The organism is Nonomuraea sp. NPDC049309 (genome assembly GCF_043196965.1).
GTDB classification, from domain to species: Bacteria; Actinomycetota; Actinomycetes; order Streptosporangiales; family Streptosporangiaceae; genus Nonomuraea; species Nonomuraea fastidiosa.
In genome coordinates this window covers 508,977-531,771 of the sequence record NZ_JBICSH010000006.1, presented here as the reverse complement: position 1 = coordinate 531,771, position 22,795 = coordinate 508,977, and the positions used below count along the sequence as shown (strand labels likewise).

General features: G+C 74.1%; 20 protein-coding genes. 10 read left to right on the top strand and 10 right to left on the bottom strand.

Going from position 1 to position 22,795, the window contains the following annotated elements:
* Window positions 1-74 precede the first annotated feature (74 nt).
* A complete protein-coding gene (locus tag ACGFIM_RS34055) occupies window positions 75-569 on the bottom strand; it encodes a MarR family winged helix-turn-helix transcriptional regulator (protein WP_393209060.1) in 495 nt (164 codons plus the stop codon).
* A 212-nt stretch (window positions 570-781) separates the two neighbouring features.
* Between ACGFIM_RS34055 and ACGFIM_RS34050 the strand changes: the two genes are divergently transcribed.
* From ACGFIM_RS34050 to ACGFIM_RS34040, 3 genes are all read left to right on the top strand, one after another.
* Window positions 782-1,495, top strand: a complete 714-nt coding sequence (locus tag ACGFIM_RS34050; protein ID WP_393209280.1) for an ABC transporter ATP-binding protein — start codon at window positions 782-784, stop codon at window positions 1,493-1,495.
* A 5-nt stretch (window positions 1,496-1,500) separates the two neighbouring features.
* Window positions 1,501-4,077, top strand: a complete 2,577-nt coding sequence (locus tag ACGFIM_RS34045) for an FtsX-like permease family protein (RefSeq protein ID WP_393209057.1) — start codon at window positions 1,501-1,503, stop codon at window positions 4,075-4,077.
* Window positions 4,078-4,190: 113 nt separating this feature from the next.
* Window positions 4,191-4,757, top strand: a complete 567-nt coding sequence (locus ACGFIM_RS34040; protein ID WP_393209054.1) for a hypothetical protein — start codon at window positions 4,191-4,193, stop codon at window positions 4,755-4,757.
* Window positions 4,758-4,782: 25 nt separating this feature from the next.
* Here the strand turns inward: ACGFIM_RS34040 and ACGFIM_RS34035 are convergent, their stop codons facing one another.
* Window positions 4,783-5,622 carry a peroxiredoxin family protein gene (locus ACGFIM_RS34035; protein ID WP_393209051.1) on the bottom strand — a complete coding sequence of 280 codons (840 nt, stop codon included), beginning with the start codon at window positions 5,620-5,622 and terminating at the stop codon, window positions 4,783-4,785.
* A gap of 24 nt (window positions 5,623-5,646) precedes the next feature.
* Here ACGFIM_RS34035 and ACGFIM_RS34030 point away from each other — a divergent pair, with 24 nt between their 5' ends.
* A complete protein-coding gene (locus tag ACGFIM_RS34030) occupies window positions 5,647-7,380 on the top strand; it encodes a lanthionine synthetase LanC family protein (RefSeq protein WP_393209048.1) in 1,734 nt (577 codons plus the stop codon).
* A 4-nt stretch (window positions 7,381-7,384) separates the two neighbouring features.
* Here the strand turns inward: ACGFIM_RS34030 and ACGFIM_RS34025 are convergent, their stop codons facing one another.
* The 3 genes from ACGFIM_RS34025 to ACGFIM_RS34015 all read right to left on the bottom strand — a co-directional run bounded on the left by ACGFIM_RS34025 (window position 7,385) and on the right by ACGFIM_RS34015 (window position 10,478).
* On the bottom strand, window positions 7,385-7,591 hold the full coding sequence (locus ACGFIM_RS34025) for a hypothetical protein (RefSeq protein ID WP_393209045.1): 207 nt from the start codon (window positions 7,589-7,591) through the stop codon (window positions 7,385-7,387).
* Between the two features lie 65 nt (window positions 7,592-7,656).
* Window positions 7,657-9,597, bottom strand: coding sequence for a tetratricopeptide repeat protein (locus ACGFIM_RS34020; protein ID WP_393209277.1), 1,941 nt, complete (start codon window positions 9,595-9,597; stop codon window positions 7,657-7,659).
* A gap of 2 nt (window positions 9,598-9,599) precedes the next feature.
* Window positions 9,600-10,478 (bottom strand): BTAD domain-containing putative transcriptional regulator, encoded by an 879-nt coding sequence (locus ACGFIM_RS34015; protein ID WP_393209042.1) that lies wholly within the window; start codon window positions 10,476-10,478, stop codon window positions 9,600-9,602.
* Window positions 10,479-10,639: 161 nt separating this feature from the next.
* On the opposite strand from ACGFIM_RS34015, the gene ACGFIM_RS34010 reads away from it, so the two are divergent.
* Entirely contained in the window at window positions 10,640-11,782 is a 1,143-nt protein-coding gene (locus ACGFIM_RS34010; RefSeq protein ID WP_393209039.1) for an FHA domain-containing protein, read from the top strand.
* A complete protein-coding gene (locus tag ACGFIM_RS34005) occupies window positions 11,766-12,806 on the top strand; it encodes a serine/threonine-protein kinase (protein WP_393209036.1) in 1,041 nt (346 codons plus the stop codon). Before ACGFIM_RS34010 ends, ACGFIM_RS34005 begins: the two co-directional genes overlap by 17 nt.
* Window positions 12,807-12,884: 78 nt before the next feature.
* Here the strand turns inward: ACGFIM_RS34005 and ACGFIM_RS34000 are convergent, their stop codons facing one another.
* Window positions 12,885-14,654, bottom strand: coding sequence for a serine/threonine-protein kinase (locus tag ACGFIM_RS34000; protein WP_393209033.1), 1,770 nt, complete (start codon window positions 14,652-14,654; stop codon window positions 12,885-12,887).
* Between the two features lie 203 nt (window positions 14,655-14,857).
* Here ACGFIM_RS34000 and ACGFIM_RS33995 point away from each other — a divergent pair, with 203 nt between their 5' ends.
* The 3 genes from ACGFIM_RS33995 (at window position 14,858) to ACGFIM_RS33985 (ending at window position 18,425) form a co-directional block, all read left to right on the top strand.
* Entirely contained in the window at window positions 14,858-15,049 is a 192-nt protein-coding gene (locus ACGFIM_RS33995; protein WP_393209030.1) for a hypothetical protein, read from the top strand.
* 240 nt (window positions 15,050-15,289) lie between these two features.
* A complete protein-coding gene (locus ACGFIM_RS33990) occupies window positions 15,290-16,129 on the top strand; it encodes an alpha/beta fold hydrolase (RefSeq protein ID WP_393209027.1) in 840 nt (279 codons plus the stop codon).
* A 973-nt stretch (window positions 16,130-17,102) separates the two neighbouring features.
* Window positions 17,103-18,425, top strand: a complete 1,323-nt coding sequence (locus ACGFIM_RS33985) for an MFS transporter (protein ID WP_393209024.1) — start codon at window positions 17,103-17,105, stop codon at window positions 18,423-18,425.
* 43 nt (window positions 18,426-18,468) lie between these two features.
* On the opposite strand, the gene ACGFIM_RS33980 is transcribed toward ACGFIM_RS33985, so the two are convergent.
* Window positions 18,469-19,218 (bottom strand): hypothetical protein, encoded by a 750-nt coding sequence (locus ACGFIM_RS33980; protein WP_393209021.1) that lies wholly within the window; start codon window positions 19,216-19,218, stop codon window positions 18,469-18,471.
* A 4-nt stretch (window positions 19,219-19,222) separates the two neighbouring features.
* On the opposite strand from ACGFIM_RS33980, the gene ACGFIM_RS33975 reads away from it, so the two are divergent.
* Window positions 19,223-19,492: an SGNH/GDSL hydrolase family protein gene (locus tag ACGFIM_RS33975; protein WP_393209018.1), complete on the top strand. Its 270-nt coding sequence runs from the start codon at window positions 19,223-19,225 to the stop codon at window positions 19,490-19,492.
* 12 nt (window positions 19,493-19,504) lie between these two features.
* Here ACGFIM_RS33975 and ACGFIM_RS33970 read toward each other — a convergent pair whose 3' ends face one another.
* The 3 genes from ACGFIM_RS33970 to ACGFIM_RS33960 all read right to left on the bottom strand — a co-directional run bounded on the left by ACGFIM_RS33970 (window position 19,505) and on the right by ACGFIM_RS33960 (window position 22,515).
* Window positions 19,505-21,181, bottom strand: a complete 1,677-nt coding sequence (locus ACGFIM_RS33970; protein ID WP_393209016.1) for an FAD-dependent monooxygenase — start codon at window positions 21,179-21,181, stop codon at window positions 19,505-19,507.
* Between the two features lie 397 nt (window positions 21,182-21,578).
* Window positions 21,579-22,112: a DUF4396 domain-containing protein gene (locus ACGFIM_RS33965; RefSeq protein ID WP_393209274.1), complete on the bottom strand. Its 534-nt coding sequence runs from the start codon at window positions 22,110-22,112 to the stop codon at window positions 21,579-21,581.
* Window positions 22,113-22,233: 121 nt separating this feature from the next.
* On the bottom strand, window positions 22,234-22,515 hold the full coding sequence (locus ACGFIM_RS33960; protein ID WP_364058227.1) for a metal-sensitive transcriptional regulator: 282 nt from the start codon (window positions 22,513-22,515) through the stop codon (window positions 22,234-22,236).
* Window positions 22,516-22,795: the final 280 nt, after the last annotated feature.

The following is a 22,795-nucleotide window of genomic DNA, read 5'->3' as shown; positions in this document are numbered from 1 at the left end:
GGCGAGCTGATACGGGAAGGTGATCCAGGCGCAGGCACCGGCGACCGACGATCCCGGCGGCGACCTGGGCCGGCTCAGCGGGGGTCGGCGGGGGCGGCGGTGTCCGGCAGGGGTGCGGTGGCGCGTTCGGCCACGCCGCGCAGCAGTTCGACGAGTTGTTCGCGCTCGGAGGCCGAGAGCGGGCCGAAGAGGTGGCCGCCGACCTCGCCGGCGGCCTGCCGCGCCGCCGCGAGGGTCTGTTCGCCCTGGCTCGTCAGCACGATGGAGTAGGCCCGCCGGTCCTGCGGCGCCCGCTCGCGGGCGACCAGCCCGCTCTCCTCGAGCTCGTCGATGATCCGGACCATCGCGGACTTGTCGATGCGCAGGCGGTCGATGAGGTCTCGCTGGCTGACCGGGCCGTACAGGGGCAGCGCGAGCAGCACGGCCAGCCCGCGCACGTTGATGCCCAGCGGGCGCAGTGCCTCGTTGAGCCGCTGCCGGCTCCGGTTGTGCGCCTCGGCCAGCAGCATCCCGAGCCCCACACGGTCAGCGGCGAAACCGCCGTCTCCGGCCAGAAGGCGCTCGAGCAAGTCCTGAAGCATAGGCCCACTTTAGTCGCAGTCGATATAGTCTCATAGTGAGATTATCTCGCAGAGATCTATATAGTCACCGAAGAGGAGACCCGCATGCCTGAGCCCACCCGCAGCCGCACACGCCGGGCCGCCACCCGGCAGGACGGGCCGCGCCCGCTCCCCCGCCACGCAGGAGAGCGGCGGTGACCGGGCCCGGCTCCGGCCCGGTGATGGTCGCCTCGGACGTGACCAAGACCTACGGATCGGGTGACGGCGCGGTCAACGCGTTGCGCGGGGTCTCAGCGGCCTTCGGCAGCGGCGAGTTCACCGCGATCATGGGCCCGTCCGGGTCCGGGAAGTCGACGTTCATGCACTGCATGGCCGGCCTGGACGTGGTGACCTCAGGCAGCATCACGATCGGCGACGTCGACATCACCCGCCTGTCCCGCGCCCGGCTCACCGAGCTGCGGCGCGACCGCCTCGGCTTCGTCTTCCAGTCGTTCAACCTGCTGCCGATGCTGACGGCCGGGGAGAACATCCTGCTCACCGCCCGGCTGGCCGGCCGTGACGTGGAACCCGGCTGGTTCGACACGATCGTGGACGCGCTCGGCCTGCGCGGCCGGCTCAGCCACCGCCCCGCCCAGATGTCCGGCGGCCAGCAGCAGCGCGTGGCCGTCGCGCGGGCGCTGCTGACCAGGCCGGAGGTGCTGTTCGCGGACGAGCCGACCGGGAACCTCGACTCGAACGCGGGCGCCGAGGTGCTGGGCTTCCTGCGCACCGCCGTGGACGACTACCGGCAGACGGTGGTCATGGTCACGCACGACCCCGCCGCCGCCGCGTACGCCGACCGGGTGCTGTTCCTGGCCGACGGGATGATCGTGGACGAGCTGACCGGACCGACCATCGACGCCGTGCACACCCGCATGCGCAAGATCGAGGGCTGAGCGACATGGGCAACCCGTTGTGGCTCATCGCGCGCCGCACGTTCGCCGAGGGCTGGGTGCGGCTCACCGCCACGCTGCTGGCGGCGGTGGGCGCGATCGCGCTCGTCTCGGCCTCGATGCAGTTCGCGCTGCGCTCGCAGGAGGCGGTGGCCGGCAGCGACGCCAGCGAGTACGCCGGCGCCGACGTGCTGGTGCAGGGCGGGACGGTCGATCCCGCCGACCCGTTCGCGCCGCCGGACGGCCGGGTTCGGCTCGACGCGCTCGCGGCCAAGCCGGGCGTGGCCGCAGCCGCCGGCGACGCCACGATCGAGGTGACGGCCGCCCGCTCCGACGGGCAGGCGATCATGGCGGCGGCCGAGGGCCGTACGCTGCTGCGCCCCTGGGTGGCCGAGCCGCGGCTGAGCGCGTACCGGCTGGAGGCGGGCAGGGCCCCGGAGGCCGACGGCGAAGTGGCGCTCATCCGGCACCTGGCGCGCGCCGGCGAGCTGAACGTCGGCGACACCATGACGCTGACGCTGCCCCGCGAGACCCGCCAGGTGCGCGTCACCGGGATCGTCAACGTCCAGGACCGCGGCGCGGTGGCGGCCGGTGACCTGGTGCTGGCCCCGCCCGAGACCGTACGGCGGGCCGCGATGCTCCCGCCGGGCGGCTGGCAGAGCGTCTGGCTGAAGGCCGCCCCCGGCGTCACCGCCGAACGGCTGCGCGACGAGCTGGCCCGCGAGCTGGGCGACACGGCCACGGTGCGCACCGCCGCGTCCGTACGGGCCGCGCAGAGCGAGGCGACGGCCGGCGAGGGCGCCTCGGTCGCCGCCATCGTCGCCATGCTCGCCTCCGTGGCGATCTTCGTCGGCCTGTTCGTGGTGGCCAACACCTTCGGCACCCTCGTCAGGCAGCGCACCCGCAGGCTCGCGCTGCTCGGCGCGATCGGCGCCACGCCCCGGCAGATCGGCCGGCTGATCCGGCTGGAGGCGCTGGTGCTGGGCGCGGTCGCCGCGGTGGGCGGCGTGGCCGCGGGCTTCCCGACGGCCGAGCTGATCATCTGGCTGTTCGCGCGGGAAGGCTTCGACGTCTCCGCCTCCGACCCCCGGCTCGGCGTCGCCGCGCTGGGCCTGCCCGCGCTCGCCGGAATCCTGATCACCCAGGCCGCCGCCTGGCGGGCGGCCCGCCGTGCTCAGGCGGTCTCGCCCATCGAGGCGCTGCGCAGCACCGTCGCCGAACCGGTCGAACGCCGCCTGCCCCGGCTGCTGCTCGCCGGCGGGCTCTTCGCGCTCGCCCTCCTGCCCTGCGGGCTCGCGGTCCTGATCGGCGGCGACACACCGGGCACCGACCGGATGATGCCCACCACGATGATGATCCTCGTCGCGTCGATGCTGGCCGTGACCGGGCTGGCCGTGCTCTCCCCGCTCTTCGTCGGGCCGCTCGGGGGCCTGGTGGTGCGGATCGGGAAACCGGTCAGCGGGGAGACCGGGCGGCTCGCGCGGGCCACGATCACCCGCAGCCCGCGCCGCATCGCCTCGGCGACCTCGTCCCTGATGCTCGGCGTCGCGCTGGTCACGTCGCTGGTGCTGGTGACGCTGTCGGTGAACGACCGGTTCGCCGAGGCCGGGCAGGAGGTGATGGTGGCCGAGCACGCGATCACCTCGACCGCGCGGACCGCCGAGGGCACACCCGCTCCGCTGTCCCGCGACGCCGCGGCCAAGGTCGCGAACGCCCCGGGCGTGACGGCGAGCACGCTGCTGACCCGGAGCGAGGTCACGCTGGTGTCCCCGGGGCGTGGCGGCGAGCCGTACCAGTTCATGGTCAGCGGCGCGGAGCAGGCCGGCCTGCGGGAGGTCCTGCGGCTGGGCGGCCGGCCGCCCGTGCTGCGCGACGGCGAGATCGCGCTCTCGTCCACCGTGATGAGGGAGCGGGGGCTGCGGCGCGGTCAGGAGATCGTGGTACGCGGCAGGCAGGGCCGCATCCGGCTCAAGATCGCAGGCACCTATCACGACCCGTCCCACGTGTTCGCCGACGAGGCGCTCGTGGCCCCTGCGACGATGGACCGGATCGACTCCACCGCGGCCGCCCACGCGGTGCTCGTCCGCGGCGGCTCGGCGCAGGCGCTGCGAAGCGCCCTGGCCGGGACGCCCGGGGTGGAGGTGCTCGGCAGGGACGCCTACGTCACCGCGGCCTCGCAGGCGCACACCAGGCCGCTGCGCGCGACGTACAGCTTCGCCGGCATGGCGCTGCTGCTGGCCCTGTTCGGGATGGCGACCACGGTCTCGTTGAGCGTCTTCGAGCGCACCCGCGAGTTCGGGCTGCTGCGTGCCGTGGGCGCCACGATGCGGCAGATCCGCGGCATCGTCCGCTGGGAGGCGGCCACCGTGGCGCTGCTCGGCACGCTGCTCGGCCTGGTCATCGGGATCGGGGCCGTGGGGCTCCTGCACGCGGTCAGCGGCAGCTCGTTCCTGCGGCCGGCGCCGCCGTGGTGGCTGTTCCCGGTGCTCGCGGCGGGGGCGGCGGTGGCGGCGCTGGTCACCTCCGCGCTGCCGGCCCGGCGGGCCGCCGGCGTGCCCGTCCTGGAGGCCACCAGGGCGGAATGAGCCACCGGACACGTTGAGGACCGGCTACGGGGAGGTGATCCGGCCGGTATGTCCGCGCCATCGCAGGCCGCCAGAACTCGCGGCGTGCGGGCGGCGTCCAAGCCAGTGTGACAATGATCCGAGTGCTCGCCGCCCTGACCGCGGCCTCCGCCACCGCGACCCTGAGCGCGCTTCCCGCCCGCGCCGCCTCCGGCCCCGCCTGCCCCGCACCGCCGAAGGCGGCGCTGAAGGCGACGCTGAAGGAGCGGATCGACAGGCCGGCGAAGGGCTCCACGGCCATCAAGGCGGTGCGCGTCGGCCACCTGCCCGCAGGCTTCACCTATGGGGAGCCGGAGGCGGCGCGGCACGGCGGCGTCACCGAGTACGGCTACCACTGGTCCGACGACCGCGACGACACCGACCGCGCGCACCGCCACCTCTGGGTCCGCGTCGTCTGCTGGCCGCAGGCGCGCCACCTGGCCCAGCTGCGGCGGCTGCCCGTGGGCGTCGGCACGTTCACGAGCGCGGGAAAGACCGCGCGCGTGGGCGGCAGGAAGGTCCTCGCCAAGGCCGGCGACGGGGCGCTCGGTCACGGCCGGTACGTCGGCTGGGTGGCGCGCAGGGGCGTCGTCGTCACCGTGATGGCGAGCGAGCCGCTGGTGAGCGAGCTGCCCGCCATCGTCAGGAGCATCGAGGTCTGAAGACGCGGCCGGTCCCCGGCGGCCGTCAGCGCCGGTCCGGCGCGGCCTCGGCGATCAGGGCGGCGACGGCTTCGGGAGCCGGGACACCGCCCGCCGCGAGCACGCGGCCGTCCGGGCCGGTGATCACCGCGTACGGCGGCCACGGGATGCCGTTCGCGTCGAAGACGTCCGGATCGGACACCAGCGGCAGCTCCACTCCGTGCCCGTCCAGGTAGCGGCGGGTCTCGTCCGGTCCGGCGGCGGTCACCAGCACGACGGGCATCCGCCGCCCGGCTTCGGACAGGGCGGGGAGGATTCCGGTGCACAGCCCGCAGGCGGGTGAGATCAGCGCGTACATGGCGGGGTCCGCGGGAGGCTCGGCGGGCCGTCCCGACAGGATGAACGGCTCGCCGGGCCGCGGCCCCGGCGGTGCGGAGCGCCGCGCGGGCGGCGACGCCGCCGCGAGCAGCGCGACGGCCGCGAGCAGGACCGCCGCCGGCACCTGGACGAGCTCGTACGGCACGTCCTGCGCGTACGTCGCCATCAGCGCGAGGACCAGCAGCAGCCCGGTGCGTACGAACGTGCGCACGCTCACCCGGTCCCCCGAACCGCCGAAGCAGCCGCATGCGACGTCGAGGCGGCGGGCCAGCGCCGAGCCGATCGCGATCAGGAACGCCGCGAAGAGCAGCGCCGCCAGCGTCCCGCCGATGCGGCGGGTCCCCGGCACCGCGAGCAGCACCGCCGCGACCGGCTCCGCGGCGATGACGGCGAGCGCGGCGGCCGTGGCGAGCCGGGCGGGCAGCAGGCGGTAGCCGGCGATGTCGCGGGCGAAGCCGCGCACGTCCCTGACCTTGCCGAGCGCGGCGGCCACCAGTATCACCGCCACCACGGCGAGGACGAGTTCCTGGCCATGACCGACGCGGGCCGCCTCGACCTCAACCGCTACGTCGGCGAGAACGGCCTGTTCACCGACGGCGGCGGCGCGCGGGACCTCGGCGCGCTCGCCAGGCGGCTGCTGGCCGTGCTCGACGCCGTGCACGAGCGCGGCGTGGTGGTGCGCGACCTGTCGCCCAAGAACGTCGTGCTCGGCGACGACGGCTCCTGCACGCTCATCGACTTCGGCACCAGCAGGTACGACGGCCTGCAACTGCCCGGCTGGACCCGCGGCTACAGCGTGCCCGACCAGCACACCGGCCGCGACGCGGTGCCCGCCGACGACTACTTCTCGCTGGGCGCCACGCTCTTCTTCGCCTCCACCGGCATGAACCCCCTCATGATCGACCCCGACCCGGCCGTCAACGCCGAGCGCACGCTCATGTGCCTGGAGCGCATCTTCCCCGGCGTGACGACGGGGGTCGTGGGCCTGCTGCCCCGGCTGATGAGCCTCGACGCGGACACGCGCACCGCCGCGGCCGCCGACCTGCGCGCGGGCAGGCTCACCGGCTCGCCCCGCCCGGCCGCACCGTCATCTCCCCAACCGGCCGCCCCGCCGTCCTCCCGGTCTGCCGCGCCGCCGGTGCGCTACACCGGCGAGCTGCTGTCGCGGGTCCTGGAGCACACCGTACGCGCGTGCTCCCGCTTCGCCGAGAGCCTGATGGACGGCCCCGACGACGCCCGGCGCGGCACCCCGCCCGTCACCAACGTCTACGCCGGCTCGGCCGGTCTCGGAATGGAGCTGCTGCACCACGCCGCGAGCACGTCCGTCGCCGCCGACCTGGCCCGCTGGACGGCCCGCGTCATGCCGGTGGGCGCGCTGCCGCCCGGGCTCTACTTCGGGCGCACCGGCACGGAGGTGTTCCTCGCCGCCGCCCGGCTCGCCGGCGTGACGGACCTGCCCGCGCCGCCACCGCTCGACCTGTCCGGCGACCAGCGGGCCGACCAGGCGCACGGCGTCGCCGGCATCGGCACCGGGCACCTCGCGCTCGCCAGGCTCGACCCCGGCGGCGGGCACCTGGCGGTGGCCGCCGAGTGCGCCAGGCGGCTGCTCGCCGGCGAGGTCACCGCCTCCGAGGACGCGGTCGCCCCCGCCCAGGCGGGCACCGGCGTGGCGGTGGAGGCCGCGTACGAGCACGGCGCGGCCGGCTGCGCCGACTTCCTGCTCTCCTACCACGAGGTCACCAGCGACGGCCCGGCCGGCGAAGCCGCGGCCCGCGAACTCGCCGCGCTGGCGGAGACGGCGGAGGCGCTGCTCGGCGAGCTGGCCGGCCCCGACGCCCGCCCCATGGGCGCGTCCTGGTGCCAGGGCATGTCCGGCATCGTCACCACCCTCGCCCACGCCGCCCGGGTCTACGGCGACGCGCGCTACCTCGACCTCGCCGAGCGCGGCGCGCGGGCCTGCCTGGCCATCGCCCCCGCGGCCTGGGTGGTGTCGCAGTGCTGCGGCCTGGCCGGGATCGGCGAGTCGCTGGTGGACGTGGCGATGGCGACCGGCGACCCCGCCTACTGGCGCGGCGCGGAAGAGATCGCCGAGCTCATGCTGCTGCGCGCGGGCGGACCGTTCGACGCGCCCGTCTTCCCCGGCAACGACCTGGACAAGGCGGGGCACACGTGGGGCACGGGAGCGGCCGGCGTCCTGTCGTTCCTGCGCCGCCTCCACCGGCGCACCGGCGCCCGCCTGTGGACCCCCGCGGGCACGTCCGCCTGACCGGTCAGCCGAGCTCCTTGCGTCCCTTCTCCGTGAGCGTCGCCATGTGCACCGCGAGCCCGAACGTGGTGAAACCCGACCTCGCCGCCTTCGTGAACTCGGCGATCACCTTGTCGGGCGGGTAGTCGTCGACGAGGAAGTCGTAGGCCGCGTCTCCGTGGTCGCGGATGGCGGCGAGAACCGTCTTGGTGGTCAGCTCGGGCTTTCCCACGTTCGCTCCTCCAGTAGTCGCCTCGCCACCACGGTCGCACCGGCCGGAGCGGCCCGCCATCCACCTCAAAGCTGGTTTTTGATCACCTCGGGCGTGTCCGGCACCGGCTGCGCTAGATGGCGGGCCTCCTCGCCGGGGGTGAGCAGCCGGGCCTCGCGCAGGATCTTCAGCGACTCCCGCCAGGACTCCCCGGCCTCCTCATGGCGGCCCAGGTCGTGCAGGGTGTGGCCGTACCACCAGTGGGACAGGGCGAGCCCCATGGTGTAGCCCGCCTCGCGCTGCAGCCTGATGCCCTCCCGGTACTCCCCGGCCGCCTCCTCCAGCAGGCCGTGCGCCCGCAGGCAGTCGGCGAGCGCGTCGTGGGCGGCGCCGAGGCCGCCGGCGCCGCCCTCGTCCCCCAGCATCGCAAGGCCGCGCCGCGCCTCGTCCACGGCCTCCGCGGTCCTGCCCTGCCGGGAGTAGACCAGCGCCCGGTTGTTACGGACGTACGCCTCGTGCACGGTACGCCCCGTTCGCCGGGTGATCTCGATGGCGCTCCCCAGCGCGGCGAGCGCGTCGTCGTAGCGCCCCATCTGCGTGTAGGTGATGCCGAGATCGTTGAGGATGCCGGCCGCCGTGTCGGGCAGCCCCGCCCGCTCGCCGCAGACCAGCGCCTCCTCCAGGCAGCGGACCGCTTGCTGGAGATGCCCGAGCTGCTGGTGGATGGCGGCGAGCTCCTGCAGCAGGTTCCGCCGGACCGTCCAGTGCTCTTCCCCGCCGGCCCTCTTACCGGCCCCCTTCGTGGCCCCGGTCCTGGCCTGCCGCAGCACCTCCTCCCCCGCCTCCAGGGCCTCGGCGAACCATCCCCTGCGGTCGAACAGCCACAGCAGATGCTTGGCGAGCTCGGCCGCCGAGCGGCCGGACAGCCGCGTCGCCTGGCGCACCGCGGCGAGGAGGTTGTCGCGCTCCCTGTCCAGCCAGGCGTTGGCGTCCTTCAGCGTGGCCAGCGCCTCACCCGCCCGCTCGGGGGTGACGTCGCCGATGTCCCCGTGGTCGTTCAGCAGGTGGTTGGCCCGCTGCGCGGTGGCCAGGTAGTGCTCGATCATGCGGCCGACCGCGCTCTTGCGCTCCTCGCCGGGGATGTCCTGCTCGCGCGCGTACAGGCCGACGAGGTCGTGCAGGCGGTATTGGTCGGATCCCGCGCGTTCGAGCAGGCGGGCGTCCACCAGGTCTTCGAGCGCGTCCTCCGCGCGGTGCTCGGGCCAACCGGCCAGCGCGGCCGTGGCGGGCGGCGTGTACGCCGGCAGATCCGCGTGCCCGAGCAGGCAGAGCAGATGAGCGGCGTCCCGGCCCCCGCTCTCCTCGTGGAGCTGCTGGTGGCTGACCGCGAGGCTCGCGCGCACCGCGAGGTCGTCGTACTCCAGCAGGTCGAGCCGCCTGGCGGCGTCGGCGAGCCGGACCGCGAGGTGAGAGAGCGGGCGGTCGGGGCGGGCGGCCAGGCGCGCGGCCACGATGCGCAGCGCCAGCGGGAACCCGCCGCAGAGCCGGACGATCTCCCCCGCCGCCTCGGGCTCGGCCTCCACGCGGTCCGCGCCGACGATCCCGGCGAGCAGGGCGGCCGCGTCGGCGTCGCCGAGCCCGCCGAGGTGCAGGTGCCGGGCGCCGTCGAGGGTGGCGAGCGGATGACGGCTCGTGACGAGCACACGGCAGCGCGGCCCGGCCGGGATGAGCGGGCGGACCTGCCGCACGTGGCGGGCGTTGTCGAGGATGACCAGCAGGTCGCTCGCGACGGTCAGCGAGCGGTAGCGGGCCGCCGCCTCCTCGGCGTCGGAGGGGATCGCCGGGCCGTCGAGACCCAGGGAGCGCAGCAGGCGGCGCAGCGCCTCCGCCGGGTCGAGCGGGGCGAGCCGGTCGGTGGAGCCGTGCAGGTCGAGGTAGATGACCCCGTCGGCGAACCGGTCGGCGACGAGGTGGGCGACGTGGACGGCGAGCGCCGACTTGCCGATGCCGCCCGGCCCGTCGATCACCGTCACCGGGCCATCGCCCAGCAGATCGGCGCGCAGCCGCGCCACCTCGGCGGCCCGCGCCGTGAACGCCTGGACGTCGGCGGGCAGCTCGGCCGGCCTGACATGCCAGGACCGCCGCTCGCCCGGCGGGTCCAGCGCGGGATCGCCGGCGAGCACGGCCCGGTGCAGCCGGCGTACGTCCTCGCCGGGCTCCAGCCCAGCTCATCGACCATGGCCTGGCGCAGGCGCCGGTAGACCTCCAGCGCCTCGGGCACCCGCCCGTCGCGGTAGAGGGCGAGCATGAGCTGGGCGGCCGGGCGCTCGCGCAGCGGATGCTCCCTGACGTGCGCGATGAGATCGGCGGCCAGCGCACGATGATCGCCGGTGGCCAGGCGCAGCTCCGCGTGGTCCTCCAGGACGGCGAGCCGCTCGACCTCCAGCCGTTCCGCCTCGATCACCGCCCAGTGCGCGTCCAGCTCCGCCAGTGCCGGGCCGCGCCACAGCTCCAGCGCGCGGCGGAACAGCACGTCCGCGGTCGCCGCCGCGCCGTCCGCCCAGGCGGCGCGGGCCTGCGCGGCGAGGTGGGCGAAGGCGTGGACGTCCACCTGATCGCGGTCGATCGCGAGACGGTAGCCGCCGGGAACGGTCTCGATGGCCTCCGCCGCGCCGTGAGCGGCCAGCGTCTCGCGCAGCTTCGAGACCACGATGTGCAGCTGCTTTCCCGCGGTGGCGGCCGAGCTGCCCGCCCACACGTCGGTGAGCAGCGACTCGGCGGCCACGGCTCGCCCCGCGTCGAGCGCGAGGCGGGCCAGCACACCGACCCGCCGCCGCCCGGTGATCGCGACCGGTGTCCCGCCGGCCTCGACCGCCGCCGGCCCGAGCAGTTTGATCTCCAGCCCCACCGTACGAACGCTCCCGTCGCCAGCCGAGACCCGGAATTCTACGACCGGAAGGTCCGTGCCAGGACGGGCCCGGACGCCGTCCTCACGTGACGGCCCTGCCCACCCGCCTCATCCTCCGCGCATCCCGGTGGATCGGAGATCGCGCCTGATACGTTCGTGGCATGCGCTGGGAGGATCACCTCACCACCAACGCCATGCGCGCCGACTTCGCCATCGACGTTTCGAACATCGTCCGCTCGGCGCAGCTCGGCGGTGATCGTCCCGCCGACCTGCGCCGCTTACTCGGGCTGATCAAGGGCCTCGTGGCCTACACCCGCGACAGGTCCACCAAGGTCTACGGCGTGCTCGACTGGTCGCTGCTGCGCAGGCGGGACCTGCTCTCCCCCGACGAGCGCGGCAGGCTGCACGGCTGGCGGCGGGCCGGGCTGATCGAGGTCATCGAGTGGGCGGACGGCCGCCTCATCGAGCTGGCCGAGAGCGGCGGCCTGCGCGTGGTGTGCTTCGACAACTACCTCGACCTGCACCGCGACCACCCCTGGTTGCCCGGCAACGAGGACCGCTTCCTCGAGCCGTTCCTCGGGCCCGGCGGCATCGGCGTCCGGCCGCGGGAGATCCCCATCCGGCCCGAGTGGCAGCTGTCGGGCAAGGAAGAGGAGCGCCTGCTCAAGAAGGAAGGGCTGCACAAGGACGGCCGGCCGCGCCGCGAGCTCCTGGAGCGGCTGTGGGCGTGCGACGTCCCCGGCTGCCCGCTGTTCGGCGAGGACCGGCGTGACCACCAGCCGCTGCCGCGCTACCGGTCCGGCGCGGCCCGCTGCCCCGCGCACGGAGGCCCGCTGACCGACATCGGCCCGCGCCCGCGCCGCGTCCAGATCAAGGTGCGGGTCGGCGGCGACGTCCAGGCCCGCTTCGTCCTCGACCCCGGCCAGACGATCCACGTGGGCCGGTCGCCGGGCCGGGACGGATACGCGCTCACCGCCGACATGGGCGTGACGCCCGAGTCCGGGGTGAGCCGCGACCACGCGAGCCTCCGCTGGACCGGCTCCCAGCTGCTCGTCACCGACCACAGCCGCTTCGGCACGCGCGTCCGGCGCAAGGACGGGCAGGTTCTTACGCTGCCCGGGGAGCGCGCGTTCACAGTGCGCAAGCGCGACGAGATCATCCTGGCCGACGGCGTGGAGCTCCTGCTCAGCGGGCGCGAGTTCGTCTTCAGGGAGAGCCCGTCGCAGCCCGCGGAGCCGGGCACCGCCGATGCCGCGTCCGTCACCCGCCTGCCCGGAGGAGACCGCGATGCCGCAGCGGGATGACGCGCTGCGCGGCCGCTACCGCCTGATCCGCGAGCTCGGCAAGGGCGGCATGGGGACGGTCTGGCTCGGCCGCGACGAGGAGCTGGGCCGCGAGGTCGCCGTCAAACTCGTGGAGCCCGACTACGTCAGCCGCGAGGCGGTGGCCAGGTTCAAGCGCGAGGCCCGCGTGATGGCGATGGTCAAGCACCCCTACATCGTGGTGATCCACGACGTGGGCGAGGACCGGGGCGTCGTCTTCCTCGTCATGGAACGCCTGCTCGGCAGCGACCTGGGCAGGCTCCTGCGGGAACGGGACAGGCGGCCGCTGCCCGTCGCCTCCGTCGTGGAGTACGGCCGGCAGATCTCGGCCGCGCTCGCCGCCCTGCACGGCGCGGACGTTCCCGTCGTGCACCGCGACATCAAGCCGTCGAACCTGGTGCTGGACCAGGGCGGGATACTCAAGGTCTGCGACTTCGGCATCGCCTCGCTGCCGACCATGGACGTCACCCGGTACACCAGCACCGGCGGGTGGATCGGCACCCCGCTCTACATGTCGCCCGAGCAGTGCCGCGCTCACGAGGTCGGGCCGGCCTCCGACGTCTACTCGCTCGGCGTGGTGCTCTACGAGCTTCTCACCGGCGGGCTGCCGTACCACGTGGCCGGCCACCGGGAGGAGGCCTACATCCAGCAGGTGCTCACCGCGATGCCGACGCCCCTGGAGGACCGCCGCGCCGACACGCCCCCGGAGCTGGCCGAGCTGGTCCACCTGATGATCGCCAAACGGGAGTCCGACCGGCCCGACGCGGCGGCGGTGCACGCCGCGCTGTCGGGCATGGCGGGCGGCGCCGGGACGGGCGGAGACGGCGTGGAGCGCGAGCTGCTCGCCGAACTCGACAAGGTCCGCACCGCCTACGACGCGGGGCGCCACGCGGAGGCCGGCATGCGCCTGGTACGGCTGACCGAGCGCGCCTCGGCCACCCTCGGTCCCGACCACACGGTGACCCGGCGCATCAGGGAGTTCGGCGACCCCGACCGGACCCGGTGATCTCGTCCGGACCCGGCGCACTCAACCCGGGCCGGTGAGCTCACCCGGGCTCGGTGAACTCACTCGGACCCGGCCTGCTCACTCGGGCTCGGTGAGCTCCCATACCTTCACGGTGGCCACCACCCCGGAGAAGTCCTCGGGGAACCTGCGGATCTCCAGCAGCGCCACCCGCTCCTCCCCGGTGATCACGCAGACCCGATCGCCCTTCTTGAGCTTGCCCGCCCTGTCGTTCCCCTGCGTCAAGACCAGCTCCTTGCACTGGTCCCGTGACGGTTCCCCGGTCTCTTCCCAGACCGCCATCATGCCACTCGCCGAGCCGATCACCGCGGACGGCGCGGCAAGCCCCTCGTCCACGTCCTCATCGATGGACCTGCCCGGGTTCACCCGCGGGGGCACCGGATCGAGGTCGATCCCGTCGCCGTTGAAGCGTACGGTGCCGCTCCACTGCACCTTCGCCGCCTCAGGCGTGCCCTCGGTGGCCGGAGTGGTCGGCTCAGACGATGGAGACGAGGGCGCCGTGCCGGTGGCCGGTGCGGTCGAAGGCACGGTCGAAGGCACGGTCGGGGGCACGGTGGAGGGCGGTGCGGACGGCAGGGCGGCGGGCCGGGAGCCGGCCGGCTGAGCAGGGGCTCTGCTCTCCTCGCTCAACGCCAGCGTCCCCCAGGCGCCCAGACCCGCGCCCGCCAGCACGAGCGCGGCGGCGCCCGCCGCGATCAGGGCGCGCCTGCGGCCCGGCGAGGTCCCTGGCACGGTCCGCGCGTCCGACGCGACGGCGTCCTGCGTGTGACCTCTGCCGTCGGGATCGGGCCCGGTGGCTCCGCCGCCGGCGGGGCCGGATCCCACGGCTCCGCCGCCGATGGCGCCGGACTGCCCGATCCCGCCGCCGGTGAGCCCGGACGCCACGGCTCCACCGCCGATGGCGCCGGACTCCGCGGCATTGCCGCCCGTGGGCTCAGGCTCGGCGGCCAGGGCGGCGACGGCCGCCTGCCGCGTCTGGACGGCCTGGTCGATCGCCGGCGGCAGCGGCAGGCCCGGCATCGTGCACCGCGCGATGACCTCCTCCAGCGCGGGCCGGTCCATCGGCTCGCGCGCCATGCACGCGCTGATGACATCGCGCAGCTCCGGCGGGCAGCCGGGCAGCTCGGGCGGTGGGCCCTGGCCGACGCGTAACGCGACGTCGTAGTCGTTGCCCTCGCCGTGCGGGGGCAGGCCGGTGGCCGCGTGGTACATGACCGCGCCGAGCGCGTAGACGTCGGACGCCGGCGTCGAGGACAGGCCGCGCACCCGCTCGGGGCTCATGTACTGCGGGGTGCCGACGAACCTGCCGCTGAGCGTGAGGTTGGTGCCGTCGGTCGCCTTGGCCACGCCGAAGTCGATGACGCGGGGGCCGTCGGGGCCGAGGATGACGTTGTTCGGCTTGAGGTCGCGGTGGATGATGCCGGCCGCGTGCACCGCCTGCAGGGCTCTGGCGATGGCGACTGCCACGCCGGCCACCACCGGCACCGGCAGCGGACCGGCCAGGCGCACGGCCTCGGCCAGCGACGGGCCCGGAATGTAGGCCGAGGCCATCCAGGGCGGGTCGCCGTTCGCGTCGGCGTCCAGGAGCTGGGCGATGTGGATGCCGTTGACCTGCTGCGCTGCGCTGATCTCCTGCGCGAAGCGGGCACGGAACGCCGGGTCGTCGGCGTACTCGGAGCGTACGATCTTGACCGCGACCGGCCGCCCGCCGGGGCTGAAGGACAGGAACACCCGTCCCATCCCGCCGGCGCCCACGCGGGCCCGCAGGCGGTAGCCGCCCGCCGTGCGCGGGTCGTTGTCTCGCAGGGGGTCGAACACCTGATCCGTCACGGAGACCCGTCCCTACCCGTCGCCGAACGCGCCCACTATACGATCACCATCGCGCGTGCGAAAGGACGGGAACCGGGCGCCATGGCTCCACGAGAGCCCTCCAGGACCCGTTCATCTCCGTGTCCGCACCATCTGCGGGCATGGATTCCGCAAGACACGCCGCCACCGCGGAAGCGCTGATCATGCCGACCTACGCTTCCCGCATGGCTTTTGTGATCCCAGAGCTCAAGGTCGGCCTGGCCGAGCTCGGCGGCGGGCCCGACGCCCGGTGCGCCAAGTGCGGCAAGCGCGCCGCCTTGTACTTCGTCGATCCGCCGACGGGGAAGCCCACGTACGTGTGCACGGCCGACGCGGGCGCCGAGATCGAGGCGATGCTCCTGCGCGCGGGCGACTGACCGGCTCACCGCTCCTGCGCGCGGGCGACCCGACCGGCTCACCGCTCCTGCGCCCGGGCGACCCGACCGGCTCACCGCTCCTGCGCCCGGGCGACCCGACCGGCTCACCGATCGGCGTTTCGCGATGTGAGTGCGGGGTGTGGAGGATGGGTCGCGGCCGTTCCGCGGGGTGCCGCCGCGGAGTTGAAGGCCGTTCTGTCCGTTCGAGCCCTGGCACGGGCCGCCACCCGGGGAGCACTCATGTCGACGCTGGTGTTAGTGCATGGTTTCTGGCACGGTTCGTGGTGCTGGAGCGAGGTCGTCCCCCACCTGGTGGCCGGCGGGCGGCGGGTCGTCGCGGTGGACATGGCGGGGCACGGGCTGTACGCGCGGCATCCGCGGTGGTTCACCCGGCGGCCGTACGACGCAGAGGCGGTCGTCACCGAGGTCTCACCGGTGGCGGACGTGACGCTCGACGACGCGGCCGGCCTGCTGCTCTCCCAGGTCGAGCTGATCGGCGGCGGCGAGCCCGTCACGGTGGTCGCGCACAGCGCGGCGGGTCCCGTGCTGGCGCGGGTCGCCGAGCAGAGCCCCGGCCTGGTGGCGCACGCGGTCTACCTCACCGCGTACATGCCGGCGTCGGGTGTGCCCGCGGCGGCGTACACGCGGATCCCCGAGGCCGCGGGCGACCGGGTGGCGCCGCTGGTGAAGGGCGATCCGACCCGGGTGGGCGCGCTGCGGCTCGACTTCGCCACGGACGATCCGGCCTACCGGCAGGGGCTGCGCGAGGCGTTCTACGGCGATGTGGACCCGGCCGTCGCCGAGGCCGCCACCGCGCTGCTGACGCCCGACAGCCCGTTCGGGATCATGATGGGGACGACGGAGCTGACGCCTGGGGGCTGGGGTTCGGTGCCGCGCACGTACGTCGTCTGCACCCGGGACATGGCCCTCCAGCCCGCCGTGCAGCGGAGGTTCATCGCCGAGGCCGACGCGGCGTTCCCCGGCAATCCGACCTCCGTGGTGTCGCTGGACGCCTCGCACTCGCCGTTCCTGTCCATGCCGGGCGAGCTCGCGGCCCTGCTGCTCCCCCTCGGCCGATGACCCCGACGGTCGATGGCGCTTCTTTGTTCATCGTTGCCACATGGCTGATCGGGAAGAGGATCGCCGGCGCGTCATCGACGCCACGACCGCGCTGCTGCGCGTGAAGGGCCGCGCGGGTGTGACGACGCGGACGTGCGGCACCTGGTCATGACAGAGGCCGTGATGAGCACAACCCGGCTGATCAAGGATCCGCATCGACGACCCCTCTCAACGGATCCAGGGCCTCCAGAGACGGAGTTCATCCGTCGGCTCAGGCCGATCCTTCTCGACAAGGAGTAGGCCCCGGACCACTCGTCGGCAGGCCTGATCGCGAGTTCCGCCTTCTCGCGCAGATATGGGGATGGACGCCGAATTCGCGGGGCCCGTACGGTCGCGAACACGGCGCTCAGCGCGCGGGCGCCGAACGGGGCCACGCTGCGCCGGCGGTCGCTGCAGGTGGGTGAGGTGGTGCGGCGGGTGATGGCGGTGCAGGCCCAGCGGGCGGCCTCGCCGCATATCGCGCCGTGGAACCGGGTCGCGAGCCTGGACGCCGCGTCCGCGGCTACCGGGTGGCACTCGGGACGACGATGCGGATGACGCTGCGGGTGCTGGTACGGCGTTACCTGGAGGCGTTCGGGACGGCCACGGCGGCGGGCGTCGCGCGGTTCGCGCTGGTGCAGCAGGCGGGGGTCCACGGCGCACTGTGCGCCGTGAACGGCGGGGCCGGGCAGTCGGGGTGGCCCGGCGGCAAGACGCCGCGGGGAACCTGCGGGAGCGCCGTACCCGGACGGGGACGTGGCCGGCCGGACGCGAGCCCGCATCCGTATCGCCGCATCGACCGCTGGTGGGGCCGGCCGCCCGAGCTCACGACCCTCCTGCTGCCCGCATCGTCCCCATCTCGATCCGCTCCCTGGAGAGGCGCCTTCCGTGAGAGCCCCAACCAAGATCGCAAAAAAGTCTTTGCAAAATGGTTTTGCGGATTTACGGTGGTGCCATGACAGCAGCCACAGCGCCCCTCACCGCCCAGGCCGCAGCCCGCCGTTACGCGCTCGTCAGCCTCCTCGCCTGGCTGCCCGCCGGGCTGATGGGAGCGCCCATGGTCCTGCTGATGCTCCAGCGCGGCATGGACGTCGCCACCGTCGGGCTCGTCATGGCGATCCACTCCATCGCGATCGTCGCCCTGGAGCTGCCCACCGGCGGGCTCGCCGACGTCATCGGCCGCCGCGCGACGATCGCGGCCTCCGCGCTGTTCGCGCTGGCGAGCCTGGTGCTGATGGGCCTGGCCACCGGGTTCGGGCTGTTCGCCGTCGCGTTCGTGCTCAAGGCGGTCTCCCGGGCGCTGGCCAGCGGCCCCGCCCAGGCCTGGTACGTCGACACCATGCACGCCGCCGCCGGCCCCGGCGCGGACCTCAAGCCGGGCCTGGCCAGGGGCGCCTCCATGGGATCCGTCGCCCTGTGCGGCGGCACGCTGATCGGCGGCATCGTCCCGCTGGCGCTGCCCGCGTCCTGGTCGCTGGGTCCGCTCGTCCCGCTGTCGGTGCCCATGCTGCTCGCCGCGGCCGCTGCGGCCGTGCAGCTCGCCGTCACGCTCGCGGCCCTGCCCGAGCCGCCGCGCGAGCGGGCCGCCTCGTTCGGGAACGTGCTGCGCGGCGTCCCCATCGCCGTCACCGCCGGCCTGCGCAGCGGGCTGCGCGAGCGCGCCATCACCAGGCTGCTGCTCGTCGCGGCCGGTGTGGGCGTCGTGCTCACCGCCATCGAGATCTTCACGCCGGGGCGGCTGCAGGAGCTCACCGGGCAGCCGGAGAGCGCGGGCATGGTCTACGCGGTGGTCGGCGCGATCGGGTACGCGGGCAGCGCGCTCGGCAGCGCACTCGCCCCGCTGACCGCCCGCCTGGCGCGCGGCTCGCGCGCGGGTGCGATCACCGGCACCTGCGTGACCGCGCTGTCGCTCGCCGTCCTCGCCGCCTCCACCTCGCTCGGCGGCACCCTCGCCATCGTGCTCGCCGGCCTCGGTTACGTCACCCTGTACGTCGGCTGCGGCGTCAGCGAGCTGCTGCGCGGCGAGATGCTGCACCGGCGGGCCTCATCGGCCGAGCGCACCACGCTGCTGTCGGTCGACTCGCTGCTGCTGCAGGCCGGAGGCGCGGTGGCGGCGGCCGGGCTGGGCTGGGCAGCGCTGCACCTCGGCCTGGCCGCCGTCTGGTGGATCACCGCCGGCGTCATCCTGGCCACGGCCGTGCTGTTCCCCCGCGCAGCCCGCACCCGCACCGCTTCCGGCGAGGCTCTGCAGCCGGTCCCGGCCGGGGCCGCCGGATGACGAGAACTCCGGCCGGACGGGGAAGGGCGGCCGCGGGACGGGGTCAGTTCGCGACCACGGCGGTCAGCTCGTCCAGGATCAGGGTGCCGGTGTACTGCATGTGCGGCCTGATCTCGTTGAAGTAGACCCGGCGCAGGGTGATCGGGCACGCGATGCCGGACGGCACCTTGTACGTGATCTGCTGCCAGCCCGGCTCGGTGATGAACGCGGGCTCGATCGTGTGCAGGGTGCCGTTCTTGTCGAAGACCTCCAGGCGCGTCCGCTGGTTGTAGCCTTCGGACTTGACCCACAGCTTGAACGCCGTCGGCTTGCCCGCCACCGGGAAGCGGTCAACGACCGGCCAGATGCCGATGCCGCGCGTCTCGGTGCTCTGCGTGAAGTCGTAGTCCAGCCGCAGGCCGTCGGCGGCGCGGCCGCCCGGGGTGGAGGAGACGGACCCGGTGGCGCGCATGGTCCACACCCGCCGGTTCGCGGTGTCGCCGAAGGAGTCCACGACCTCCTGGGTGGTGCCGATGCCGACCACCAGGGCGGTCTTGAGGCCGCCCGCGGTGATCGTGATGACCTGCTCGCCCGAGCCGGCGCGGGCGGTGACGGTGAACGAGCCGGTCGCGTCCGGGGTGACGGTCAGGGCGCCGGTGTCGTAGGAGAGGGTGACGTCGGCGGGGTCGATGGGCGCCTTGTATCCGGCCGCGTCCACGCCGTTGACCTCGCACGTCCCCTTCGCGCCCTGCTGCGGGAGGTTGAGCCGGCGCGGGCCGGTCTCCAGCCGGGCGGGCTCGCCCAGCACGGTCATCTCGATGGTGCCGGTGGCGTCGCCCAGGCGGCGGCGACGGCCGGTTCGTCCGGCCCGCCGCGACCGCAACGCCCAGAACGCCGCCGCTCTCGAGACCGCCTACCGGAACCTGCGCGACGCCGGCGTCACGGGGCTGTCGTACCTGTCGGCCGACGAGCTGCCGGAGGCGGAGGAGCTGGTCGACGGCTCGCACCCGAGCGATCTGGGCATGATGACGTACGCGAACGCGTACGAGAAGGTCCTCACCCCCATCCTCGCCCGCCACCACCGCTGACCCCGCCCTCCGTCAGGACGGCAGCCGCTCGTGCGCCCGCACGCCGAGCGTGTCCTCGAGGTAGCCGGACACGGTGTGGTCGTCCCAGCGGGCCCCCGTGAGCGCCACGTACCCGTCGGGGCGGACCAGCACGAGCCCGTCGCCGTCCACCCCGTAGAGAGCGTGCGCGTCCCCCTCCGCGTCGACGAGCACGCTCTCGCCGCCCTCGTGCGGAGATCCCGGCTTGACGATGCGGTGGACGTGCACGTCCTCGCCGGCCCGGGGCGCGGGCCTGTCCCCGAAGACGAGCAGCGTGAAGTGCGGGCCGCGGAACAGGTCGAAAAGCCGCACCCGCGCCCCGCTCGCCGGGGCGGTGCAGCGCGCGTCGGGAGCGCGGTCGCCGGCGCGGATGCCGAGCGCCTCGTCCAGGTCGCGGGCCAGGCCGCCGCCCCGGTAGGTGATGCCGAGCTGGCTGACGTCGGCGAACGGGTCCTTGCCCTGGAACGCGCCGACGATGCGCTCGGACACGCGCGCCGCGTCGCCGCTCGTCCAGTGCTTGCCCCGCGCGGTGGTCGAGGCCAGCACGTGCCGGGCGACCGGCAGGCGCTCCTCCTCGTACGTGTCGAGCAGCGCCTCGGGGGCTCCGCGCAGGACGTAGGCGAGCTTCCAGCCGAGGTTGTAGGCGTCCTGGACGCCCGTGTTCATACCCTGGCCGCCGGCCGGGGTGTGCACGTGCGCGGCGTCTCCGGCCAGGAGGACGCGGCCGTCGCGGTAGCGGTCCACCATGCGGATGTTGACCCGGTACACCGACAGGTAGATCGGGTCGCGAAAGCGCACCCCGGGCAGCCCGACCCGCTGCCGGAAGATCTCGGCGAAGGTCTCGACCGAGATCGAGGACGGCTCCGGCTCCCCGTCCCGGGGCAGCGGCGCGGTGAAGAACCAGGTGCCGCTCTTCGGCATGGGGGCCAGCGTCAGCATCGCGCCGGGGCCGATGGCCCACATGTGCGCGACCGAGGCGTCCAGCCCGTCCACGCTGAGGTTGCCGTACAGCATGCGCTGCCGCTCCCACGTCTCGCCGAGGAAGCCGATCCCGGCCCGCTTGCGCACGGTGCTGCCGCCGCCGTCGCATCCGACGAGGTAACGCGCCCGGACGTCGCGGTGCCGGCCGTCCGCCCTGAGGCATGCCGTGACCTGGTCGCCGTCCTGGGTGAAATCGACCAGCTCGCACCCCTGCTCCACCCGGACGCCGAGCGAGGCCAGCCGCTCGCGCAGGACCTCCTCGGTGAACTGCTGTCCCACCATGAGGCTGCCCGGGTAGGGCGCGCCGGGCACGGGCGGCGCGTCGTACATCACCGCCTCGCGCACCACCTGGCCCCGCGCGTCGTAGAAGCGGGTGGGAAGAGCCGGCTCCGCGCGTTCCACCAGGTGTTCGAGCACCCCCAGGTCCTCGAACACCTCCTGCGTGCGGGCGCGGACGCCGCGGGCGCGCGTCCCCACGGGGTGCGCGGCGGCACGATCGATGATCCGTACGGCGACGCCCCGCCGGGCGAGGTCGCACGCCAGGGTCAGGCCCACTGGTCCCGCTCCCACGATGAGGACGTCCGTGGCGTCCGAAGCCTCCGCGTCCGGCACGCCCGAAGTCTCCACGTCCGGCACGCCCGACGCCTCCATGTCCGACGTCTCCATGTCCGTCATGTCCGAGGTCTTCATGGGCACGCGCTCCTTTCCCGGCCCCCGAATGACCGCGCGCCCATTCTTAGTGGGCGGCCGCCCACTCGTCAATTCGCGACCGCGCCATCGAGCGCATCAGCCGAGCGCGATCCGGACCTCGTGGCGGCCGGTCAGCGTCTCCAGGAACCGTTCACACGCCCGAACCCGGCCATGGCGTCGCCCCCCACACACGGCCATCACCATTGGACGGCGGCTCGCGTCGCGACGCCCGGGGGCGTTCGGGGTCGTAGCGGCCGCAGTGCGGCTCCCGATGCGTGTTCGCGGCGCCGAGGGCCGCCTGCCGCTGTGCCGGCGACGCCGAAGACCATCGCGAGGCCCGGCGTCTCCCGGTGCGGGTCGAGGCGCCCGCCGCCGCGGAGGCGCGCCGATCGCGCCGTCAGTGATGGTAGGCGTGGATCACCGCGTGCCCCTTGCCCCGTCCGATGATCCACTTGTTGATGGGCGTGGTGACGAGGAAGGCGACCAGCAGCGAGACCGCCATCGCGCCCCAGAACAGCCCCGAGGCCAGGGTCGCGTTCATCGCACCCGGGATGATCAGCATGACGCCGTTGTCGACGATCTCCATGACGAGGATCGACAAGGTGTCGGCGGCCAGGGCGAGTTGCAGCGCCCGGCGCCACTTCAGGCCCGCGCGGAACAGGCCGCGCAGCGTGAGCGCGTACCCGAAGACGAACGCCAGCGCGACGGCCAGCAGGATGCTGAGCAGGTCGTGCCAGTCGAGGGCGGTGGCGATGACCATGCCGAGCACCTCGCCGATCGCACAGCCCGTGAGACAGTGCAGGGTCGCCGAGGCGGCCACTGCCCACGTCGCCTTCGTCGGCCCGTGATGACCGTGCTCCTCGGGCCGACGGTGCCGGCCGTGACCGCCATGCGGGCCGGAAGCGGACGCGTGAGAGCCGTGCTCGTGCATCTCATGCCTGTCGCCATGCATCGGTTCCCTCTCCCCCATCCGGTACGGACGGCCCGCTCACGCCGTAACGAGGGACACTATACCCCCCGTGGGTATAGTGTCGCTCCGGCGGCGTCCCCGATCAGGAGCGCACGAGCCGGGCGATGGCGTCGGAGGCCTCCTTGACCTTGGCGTCCGCCTCGGGGCCACCCTTCTGCGTGGCCTCGGCGACGCAGTGGGCGAGGTGCTCTTCGAGCAGCGCCAGGGAGAACGACTTGAGCGCGCTGGTGGCCGCCGACACCTGCGTCAGGATGTCGATGCAGTACTTGTCGTCTTCGACCATGCGCTGCAGCCCGCGCACCTGCCCCTCGATGCGGCGCAGGCGCATCGCGTAGTCCTGCTTCGTACCGGTGTATCCGGGCATGCTCACCCCTCCTCGTCAGCCGCTCACCACAACACCATACCCCCCTACCGTATTTCCGCCGGCCTGTTTCACCGCGGCCGGACGCCCGGAATCACGGAGATCGCCGCCGGCGTCGGCCCGGGCCCGGAATGCCGATGGGCAGGGCTGTACCGCGTCAGCAGGTGCGACAGCCGCGTCCTGTCCCGGCCGAGGGCGGCGGCCAGGGCGTTTCGCCGCGCGGTTCCGCCGGACTCGTACAGGGAGACGAGCACGCTCGGCTCCGCCTCGGAGACGCCGGAGG

Bases quoted from the DNA above. Each gene is read 5' to 3' on its own strand.
- ACGFIM_RS33965 (WP_393209274.1), bottom strand. From the start codon at position 22,112: ATGCACGAGCACGGCTCTCACGCGTCCGCTTCCGGCCCGCATGGCGGT.
- ACGFIM_RS34040 (WP_393209054.1), top strand. From the start codon at position 4,191: ATGATCCGAGTGCTCGCCGCCCTGACCGCGGCCTCCGCCACCGCGACC.
- ACGFIM_RS33975 (WP_393209018.1), top strand. From the start codon at position 19,223: ATGGTGCCGGTGGCGTCGCCCAGGCGGCGGCGACGGCCGGTTCGTCCG.
- ACGFIM_RS34005 (WP_393209036.1), top strand. From the start codon at position 11,766: ATGCCGCAGCGGGATGACGCGCTGCGCGGCCGCTACCGCCTGATCCGC.
- ACGFIM_RS33960 (WP_364058227.1), bottom strand. From the start codon at position 22,515: ATGCCCGGATACACCGGTACGAAGCAGGACTACGCGATGCGCCTGCGC.
- ACGFIM_RS33995 (WP_393209030.1), top strand. From the start codon at position 14,858: ATGGCTTTTGTGATCCCAGAGCTCAAGGTCGGCCTGGCCGAGCTCGGC.
- ACGFIM_RS34050 (WP_393209280.1), top strand. From the start codon at position 782: ATGGTCGCCTCGGACGTGACCAAGACCTACGGATCGGGTGACGGCGCG.
- ACGFIM_RS34030 (WP_393209048.1), top strand. From the start codon at position 5,647: ATGACCGACGCGGGCCGCCTCGACCTCAACCGCTACGTCGGCGAGAAC.
- ACGFIM_RS34010 (WP_393209039.1), top strand. From the start codon at position 10,640: ATGCGCTGGGAGGATCACCTCACCACCAACGCCATGCGCGCCGACTTC.
- ACGFIM_RS33985 (WP_393209024.1), top strand. From the start codon at position 17,103: ATGACAGCAGCCACAGCGCCCCTCACCGCCCAGGCCGCAGCCCGCCGT.
- ACGFIM_RS33990 (WP_393209027.1), top strand. From the start codon at position 15,290: ATGTCGACGCTGGTGTTAGTGCATGGTTTCTGGCACGGTTCGTGGTGC.
- ACGFIM_RS34045 (WP_393209057.1), top strand. From the start codon at position 1,501: ATGGGCAACCCGTTGTGGCTCATCGCGCGCCGCACGTTCGCCGAGGGC.
- ACGFIM_RS33980 (WP_393209021.1), bottom strand. From the start codon at position 19,218: ATGACCGTGCTGGGCGAGCCCGCCCGGCTGGAGACCGGCCCGCGCCGG.
- ACGFIM_RS33970 (WP_393209016.1), bottom strand. From the start codon at position 21,181: ATGAAGACCTCGGACATGACGGACATGGAGACGTCGGACATGGAGGCG.